At 60.6% G+C, this 3,882-nt stretch carries 3 protein-coding genes and 1 riboswitch; of the genes, 2 read left to right on the plus strand and 1 reads right to left on the minus strand.

What is annotated here, in order from left to right:
* Positions 1-180 precede the first annotated feature (180 nt).
* A riboswitch (cobalamin riboswitch) is annotated at positions 181-370 on the plus strand.
* A gap of 142 nt (positions 371-512) precedes the next feature.
* Positions 513-2,783: a 5-methyltetrahydropteroyltriglutamate--homocysteine S-methyltransferase gene (metE, locus tag VGG64_21935; GenBank protein HEY1602279.1), complete on the plus strand. Its 2,271-nt coding sequence runs from the start codon at positions 513-515 to the stop codon at positions 2,781-2,783.
* A 67-nt stretch (positions 2,784-2,850) separates the two neighbouring features.
* Positions 2,851-3,219 (plus strand): hypothetical protein, encoded by a 369-nt coding sequence (locus VGG64_21940; protein HEY1602280.1) that lies wholly within the window; start codon positions 2,851-2,853, stop codon positions 3,217-3,219.
* A 47-nt stretch (positions 3,220-3,266) separates the two neighbouring features.
* On the opposite strand, the gene VGG64_21945 is transcribed toward VGG64_21940, so the two are convergent.
* A partial coding sequence (locus tag VGG64_21945) for a sigma 54-interacting transcriptional regulator (protein HEY1602281.1) occupies positions 3,267-3,882 on the minus strand: 616 nt, incomplete at its 5' end.

Consider the following 3,882-nt stretch of genomic DNA (forward strand, 5'->3'; position numbering starts at 1 on the left):
TGGATGAGCGAGACGATGGACTTGGGCAAGGAGAAGAATTTTTTCGAGACGCGCGTCACCGAATATCAATCGGCATCCGCCCTGCGCTGGGAGTGACGCACGTCGAGCTCGTGTTGGCTGCATGGGGAGCCGTGGACAAAGCACTAGCTATCGCTTGGGCACTTGCGAAAAACCTTAGCGACTGCTAGCCTTGTTCATTGTGCTTTGTTAGCTGCGGGAAACGGAAGCCGGTGAGAATCCGGCGCAGACGCGCTACTGTAAGCGGGATGCCAATCGAGGTTCGTCACTGAGCACGACGCTGCTTGGGAAGACGAAGCACACGAGAAGCCCGCAAGCCAGGAGACGCCCCGCAGCGAGATCCGTGTCAGCCTCGCGAAATGGGCTTCGAACGGCATCCGTTGCGCTGGCGTTCTTGTCTGCCGCCGCACGGAGCTTGCCTTTCGTCGACATCTGCCCGTGAGGCCAGGTGCCTATTGTTTCCCCGCGAATTGGGAAACCGAAAGGAAGACAACATGTTGACCCACACGCTGGGATTTCCGCGCGTCGGATTGCGTCGCGAGCTGAAAAAAACGCTCGAGTCGTATTGGAAGGGAGAAGTCAAGGAATCGATCCTGTTGGCGTGTGCCCGCAACTTACGGCTCCGCCACTGGGAACTGCAAAAGAAGCAGGGCATCGATCTGATTCCGGTCAATGACTTCTCATTGTACGACCACGTGCTGGATACGACCGTCATGCTCGGCGCCGTGCCCGAGCGATTCGGGAGCCATCACGAGCACGTTGATCTGGCAACTTACTTTCGCATGGCGCGCGGTGAAGGTTCGATCGCCGCACTGGAAATGAGCAAATGGTTCGACACCAACTACCACTACCTCGTGCCGGAATTCTCTCCCAAGCAACGCTTTCGAGTTTCGTCGACGAAGCTGATCGACGAAGTGCGTGAGGCCGTGGGGCTGGGCATCCGTCCCAAGCCCGTGCTTCTCGGACCGGTCACATACTTGAAACTTGGCAAGTCTACGGTCGAGGGATTCGACCGCTTCGAGCACCTCGACGCGATCCTGTCCGTCTACGAAACCGTACTTCGCGAGTTGCAGGGAGCTATCGAGTGGCTGCAGATCGACGAACCCGCGCTGGTTCTCGATCTCACCGACGGCGAGAAGGCCGCCTACCGACACGCCTTTGAACGACTGAACAAAGCGGCAGGCACAACCAAGATCATTCTGGCCACCTATTTCGAGTCGCTGCGCGAGAACGCCGCATTGGCTGCCTCGCTCGCAACGGCTGCGGTGCACGTTGACCTGGTGCGCGGCCCCGAACAAATAAGCCAAATCGCGCCTCGTCTCGGCGCCAGTCAAAAATTGTCACTGGGCCTGGTCGATGGGCGCAATATCTGGCGAGTCGATGCCGACGCGGCGTGGTCCGCCATCGAAGCCGCCAAGATCGCCTTGGGTTCCGAGCGCCTCATGCTCGGGACGTCGTGTTCGCTGCTGCATGTTCCGACCGATCTCGATGCCGAGGAGGGGCTCGACCCCGAAGTTCGATCTTGGATGTCGTTCGCCAAGCAGAAATGCGAGGAGCTGCGTCTGTTGGCAGATGTCGCCGACGGGCGGAAGGCCCTGGCCGCGCTCGACGAGAACCGGGCGATTCAGCAGGCACGTCGATCGAGTCTGCGCGCAGTGAACCCGGCAGTGCGCGCACGCCTCGAAAGTATTACGGACCAGATGAGCGCCAGGAAGACGACTCATGCCGAGCGTAAACGCTTGCAACAAGAGCGGCTTCACCTTCCGCTGTTGCCGACGACGACGATCGGCTCGTTTCCACAGACGGCTGAGGTCCGCAAAGCGCGTCTCGAATTCAAGCGCGGGCAAATGGATCGCCAGGCGTACGTCCAGGCAATGGAGTCGTTCATTCGAGACTCGGTCGAACATCAGCACGCGCTGGGGCTCGACGTGCTCGTGCATGGCGAAGCCGAACGCAACGACATGGTCGAGTATTTCGGCGAGCAACTCGACGGCTTCTGCTTCACGCAGAACGGCTGGGTCCAGAGCTATGGAAGCCGCTGCGTGAAGCCGCCGATCATTTTCGGCGACGTATCGCGGCCCAAGCCGATGACGGTCGAGTGGGCCAAGTATGCACAGTCCCTCACCGACAAGCCGATGAAAGGCATGCTCACCGGCCCTGTGACGATCCTATGCTGGAGTTTTGTGCGAGACGACCAACCACGCAGCGATACGTGCAAGCAGATCGCGCTGGCGATTCGCGACGAAGTGCAGGACCTGGAGCAGGCCGGCATTGCCATTATTCAGGTCGATGAAGCCGCGCTGCGCGAAGGCCTACCGCTGCGGCGAGCGGATTGGAACGAGTACCTGGAATGGGCGGTCTATTGCTTTCGGCTGAGCACCAGCGGCATCCGCGACGAGACGCAGTTGCACACGCACATGTGCTACAGCGAGTTCAACGACATCGTCCAGTGGATCGCGAAGATGGATGCCGACGTCGTCAGCATCGAAGCCAGCCGCAGTAAGATGGAACTGCTCAAGGCGTTTCGACAGTTTGATTATCCCAACGATATTGGCCCGGGCATTTACGACATCCACAGCCCGCGCGTGCCAAGCACCGGCGAAATGACGGAACTTCTGCAGCAGGCTTTGGACGTGATCCCGGACGAGCGGCTATGGGTGAACCCCGATTGCGGCCTGAAAACGCGCGGCTGGCCGGAGGTTCTCGAATCGCTGCGTAACATGGTGGACGCAGCCCAGGCACAGCGCGAGGTCGTTACGGCCTGAACCGCGCGGCCCTGGTCGGTGGAACTGGCCGGAAAGTTGAGCCCATTTCAACTTTTGGAACGGAAGCATGACTCCCGAATCGAACTGCTGGCTGCGAAGGCTCGGATTCTATGTGTGGTACGTGCCTGGAATTTCGCGAGCCTGGCGACTGGATTTTGCCAGCCGCGATCATTTGCTTGTGACCGACGTTGGAGGCTACGACCTGCCCGGCACGGGCGGACCCTATGCGAGCATTCTGGTTTTGTCGACGGGCGCGGCGACCGAATTGCACTCATGCTTGAACGGCACAATCGAATTGGTCGATTGGGTTGAAAGGACAATTCAGCTTTACATTCCGCGATCAAGACAAGTCGATCGCGCGATGGACACGATGCGCTCATTTCGGCGAGCGGAGGAGCGGCGGTCGCAGTTGCGATGGCTTCTTTCCCGTCGCTGATCCGGCTCGCGAGGCATTCGTGAAGTCACGCGACTCCGCATTTGCCGCTACCTCCTGCGCCCCGGCGCAAGATCGGCCAGATTGTAGCGGCGAATCTTGCGGTCGAGTGTCGAGCGCTCGATGCCGAGCAAGCTGGCAGTCTGGCTCTTGTTCCAGCCGGTGGCCTGGAGCGTTGCCAGGATATGCCGGCGCTCCATCTCTTCCAACGATAAAGCCTGGAACTCGACGGTCTGCGCCGCCGGGTCGACTTCGCCGGCCGGCAGCTTCGAGAGCATCAGGTTTTCCTGGTCGATCAACTCGCCGCGGGCCAGCACGACGGCCCGCTCGATGACGTTCTTCAGCTCGCGCACATTTCCCGGCCAGCGATATCGCGACAACTGCTCCATCGCCCCGGGCGTGAAGCCGCGAATGCGGCGGCCGGTTTCGTGCGTGAACTTGCGGAGAAAGTAGCGGGCCAGCTCGGCAATATCGTCGGGCCGCTCGCGCAGCGGCGGCACCACGATCTCGAGCACGTGCAGCCGGAAGTACAAATCGCGGCGAAACAGCCCGTCGCCGACGGCCTTTTCCAGATCGCGGTTGGTGGCGGCGATTACTCGCACGTCCACCTTCACCGGCTCGGTGCCGCCGACGCGCTCGAACGGATGGCCTTCGAGCACCCGCAAG

This window comes from Pirellulales bacterium, from assembly GCA_036490175.1.
In the GTDB taxonomy this organism is placed as follows: Bacteria; Planctomycetota; Planctomycetia; order Pirellulales; family JACPPG01; genus JACPPG01.